3 protein-coding genes and 1 pseudogene are annotated in these 3,970 nt (G+C 31.1%); 2 read left to right on the forward strand and 2 right to left on the reverse strand.

Features of this window, described 5'->3' with window-relative positions; translation table 11 throughout:
- Both GQ540_RS09445 and GQ540_RS09450 read left to right on the forward strand, forming a co-directional pair.
- A pseudogene (locus tag GQ540_RS09445) lies at positions 1-207 on the forward strand (hypothetical protein); the annotation flags it as partial.
- A gap of 50 nt (positions 208-257) precedes the next feature.
- Complete coding sequence (locus GQ540_RS09450) at positions 258-428, forward strand: Arc family DNA binding domain-containing protein (protein ID WP_291800393.1); 171 nt, start codon at positions 258-260, stop codon at positions 426-428.
- A gap of 70 nt (positions 429-498) precedes the next feature.
- Here GQ540_RS09450 and GQ540_RS09455 read toward each other — a convergent pair whose 3' ends face one another.
- Together GQ540_RS09455 and GQ540_RS09460 are read right to left on the reverse strand one after the other, a co-directional pair.
- Positions 499-2,661, reverse strand: a complete 2,163-nt coding sequence (locus GQ540_RS09455) for a S46 family peptidase (protein ID WP_291800395.1) — start codon at positions 2,659-2,661, stop codon at positions 499-501.
- Between the two features lie 4 nt (positions 2,662-2,665).
- The coding region (locus GQ540_RS09460; protein WP_291800397.1) for a S46 family peptidase at positions 2,666-3,970 on the reverse strand (1,305 nt) is incomplete at its 5' end.

Genomic DNA, 3,970 nt, shown 5'->3' on the forward strand with positions numbered 1-3,970 from the left:
TATATTAGAAATTACGATGCAATTTTTGAATATGGTGGCTGGGGAGTGAAATTTAGTTTCAGAAAGAAAAAAGGAAAGTCCTTTACAACAAAAGGAGATATTGGTTTACAATTAGAATTAAATAGTGGAAGAAAAATTTTAATTGGCACACAACAGAAAGAAGAACTTCAAAGAGTTCTTAATAACTATCAACATAAAATCAACTAAGACTTATTTTAGTTTAAATTTGATTTTTTTTGAAATGAAATTGATGAACAATGGCAAAGAAAAAAGCATTTGCACTACGTATAAATGAAGATATGCTCAAAGCAGTTGAAAAATGGGCAGCTGATGAGTTTAGATCTACTAACGGACAGTTAGAATGGATGTTAAATAAATGCCTAAAAGATGCAAAACGACAACCTAAAAAACCAGCCTCTGAAGATTAGGCTGCTTCAATTAATAGCATAAAAAAACTCCAAATGAAAATTTGGAGTTTTTTTATTTTAACTTTAAAAGTTATTTTTTTGGATGTACTAAAGTCATCTCATCAATTAAATTTTGCGCTCCAGCAAACTTGTCAATGATAAATAACACATAACGAATATCAACCGAAATACTTCTTACAATATCAGCATCAAAGTACAAATCACTCATAGTTCCTTCCCAAGTTGTATCAAAAGCTAAACCAATCATATTTCCGTGTGCATCAATAATTGGACTTCCTGAATTTCCACCTGTCATATGATTTGTTGACAAATAATTAACAGGTAATTTTCCATTTTCAGCATATTGACCATAGTCTTTAGCTTCGTACAAATCTTGTAATTTTTGAGGCACATCAAACTCATAATCACCAGGTACATATTTTTCCATAACACCTTTTAAATAGGTTTTATTTGTATAGTAAATTCCATCTTTTGGTTCGTAACCTTGCACCATACCATAGTTTACCCTTAATGTACTATTTGCATCTGGTGGAAAACGTTTGTTAGGAAACACTTTCATAAGTGCAGTCATATATTCTTTTTGAACTGCTCCAATTTGCATGTTTAACTGCTGGTATTTAGGCTCAATCTTCGTATAAAAAATAGCATGAATATCTTTTCCAAAAACATACGCATCATCAGCATTCATTTTTTTAATTACCTCTTCTGCAGTTCCACTTAATAACTCTTCAGCACCTTCTAAACTTAAAAATTTAGATGACGCATAAATTACTGTTGAAAGTGCTTTAATGTCTAATTCATTAAATGATTCAGGTAAAAAATCTTTTGGCATTTTTTCAGCATATAAGCCAACTAATTTTTCAAATACAGGTTGATCTACTGTTGCACTATAATTTTTATATGTTCCTTTCAATCTATTTAAATTAGCTGTTCTAGCTCTTTCAAATGCAGGTTCTCCACCTCTTAAAAAAGCTTGTTCTAATTGATAAGCTCTAAATGTAATTCCTAATATTTCAACATTTCTGTAAGCAACTTCCATCCAATAATTACGTGCTAAAGAAACACTTTCTATTTCTTTATATAATTTTTCAAAATCTGCTAATAATGTAGTGTACCCAACTAAATCTTTTTCTGATACTATTTTAGAAAATTCAGCTTCTAATTCTTTCTTTTTTGCAATGGCATTTGTTTGGTGAATTCCTTGATTTTCTCCAATCCATTTTTTCCAGTAATTGGCAGTTGAAGCAAACTTTGATGCATATTTAATTTTAGTTGCATCATCTTTTCTCATATAAGAATCCATAATTTTTAATGCATTATCACGTACTTCAATTTTAGCTGGGTTTAATACATTCACAATTTGATCAACTGCAACAGCTGGTAAATATTCATTTGTTCTTCCTGGAAAACCAAATACCAACGTAAAATCGCTTTCTTCAACACCATCTAAAGATATTGGTAAATAATGTTCTGCCTTATAAGGCACATTGTCTTTTGAAAAATCTGCTGGTCTATTATTTGCATCAGCATATACTCTAAACATAGAAAAATCACCTGTGTGTCTTGGCCACATCCAGTTATCTGTATCAGCTCCAAATTTCCCAATTGATGTTGGTGGCGCACCAACTAAACGCACATCTGTGAATTTTTCAGTAACAAATAATAAATATTGATTTCCTTTAAAAAAAGATTTCACATTAGCATCTTGCCAATCTTCTTTTTGAACAGATTTTGTAGCTTTTTGGATGTTTTGATTAATTAACTTCATTTTAGAAGCTGCATCCATTTCATCAGTAATCCCTTCAAAAACTTGACTAGTAACATCATCTATTCTTTTAATAAATGTTGCACTTAAACTTTCATTTGGCAATTCCTCCTCATAACTCATAGCCCAAAAACCATCTTTTAAATAATCGTGTTCTACTGAAGAGTGAGATTGAATTACACCAAAACCACAATGGTGATTTGTAAGTAATAACCCGTTTGGTGAAATAATTTCAGAAGTACAACCGCCACCAAAATGTGCTATGGCATCTTTTAAACTTGAATTGTTTACTGAGTAAATATCTTCGGCAGTCATTTTACTACCTAACTGCTGCATTTCTTGTTCATTCATTCCTTCTAATAAAGAAGGAATCCACATTCCACCTTGAATGTCTCTTGTATCTTGTGCAGTTATACTTAACGATATAAAAGCAATTGCTATTAATAAATACTGTTTTATATTTCTCATTTTTCTATTGTTTGGTTGCTGTTTTTGGGTGAACTAAAGTCATTTCATCAATTAAATTTTTTGCTCCAGCATATTTATCAACTATAAATAGTACGTAACGAATATCAACCATAATATTTCTACAAATATCTGGGTCGTAATTCATATCACTCATGGTTCCTTCCCACACTCTGTCAAAATTTAATCCAATTAAATTTCCGTGAGCATCAATTGCCGGACTTCCAGAGTTTCCACCAGTTGTATGATTTGTACCAATAAAGTTTACTGGCATTTTACCATTATCTGCATATTGCCCGTAATCTTTTGAATCGTATAGTGTTTTTAATTTTTGAGGAATATCAAACTCATAATCTCCAGGTACAAATTTCTCAATAACACCTTTTAAATAGGTTGTGTTTCCATAGCGCATTCCATCTTTTGGAGCATACCCTTTAACCTGACCATACGTTACACGCAGCGTGCTATTTGCATCAGGAAAAAATCGTTTGTTTGGAAAAACCTCCATCAACGCTTTCATATATTCTTTCTGAACAGCAGCTATTTGTATATTTAATTGTTGAAATTTTGGTTCAATTTTCGTGTAAAAAATAGTATGCAATTCTTTTCCAAAGATATAGGCTTTATCTTCATTTAATTTCTTAATTACTTCTTCGGCTGAACCAGATAATAATTCGGTTGTGCCTTCTAAACTTGTTAATTTAGAGTTTGAATAAATATCACTTGCTAAAGCTGTAAAGTCAACATCATTCATATTTGTTGGCACATATTCTTTAGGTGCTTCACTAGCATAAAGCGCTACAAGTTTTGCAAATACAGGCTCATCTACTTTTGCACTGTAATTTTTATACGTTCCTTTTAAACGGTTTAAACCTGAAGCTCTTAGCTTTTCAAAAGCTGCTTCACCACCTCTTAAATATGCTTGTTCTAATTGAAATGCTCTAAACGTAACTCCTAATAATTCAACATTTCTATAAACTACTTCCATCCAATAATCACGAGCCAAAGACACACTTTCAATTTCTTTATAAAGTCTTTCAAAATCAGATAACAACGTTTTGTAACCAACTAAATATTTAGCTGCTACAATTTTAGAAAACTCACTTTCTAAATCACGTTTATTTTGAATTGCATTGGATTTTTCAATTCCTTGATTTTCTCCAATCCACTTTTTCCAGTAATTTGCAATTCTAGCATATTTTGAAGCGTATTTTATTTTGATATTGTTATCACTACGCATATAACCATCCACTATTTTTAGTGCATTTTCTCTTATTTCAATTTTAGCTGGATTCAACACATTTACAATTTG

The sequence above is a fragment of the Lutibacter sp. genome, from assembly GCF_013139515.1.
In the GTDB taxonomy this organism is placed as follows: domain Bacteria; phylum Bacteroidota; class Bacteroidia; order Flavobacteriales; family Flavobacteriaceae; genus Lutibacter.

Coding starts and splice junctions, on each gene's coding strand:
- GQ540_RS09450 (WP_291800393.1), top strand. CDS start 258: ATGGCAAAGAAAAAAGCATTTGCACTACGTATAAATGAAGATATGCTC.
- GQ540_RS09455 (WP_291800395.1), bottom strand. CDS start 2,661: ATGAGAAATATAAAACAGTATTTATTAATAGCAATTGCTTTTATATCG.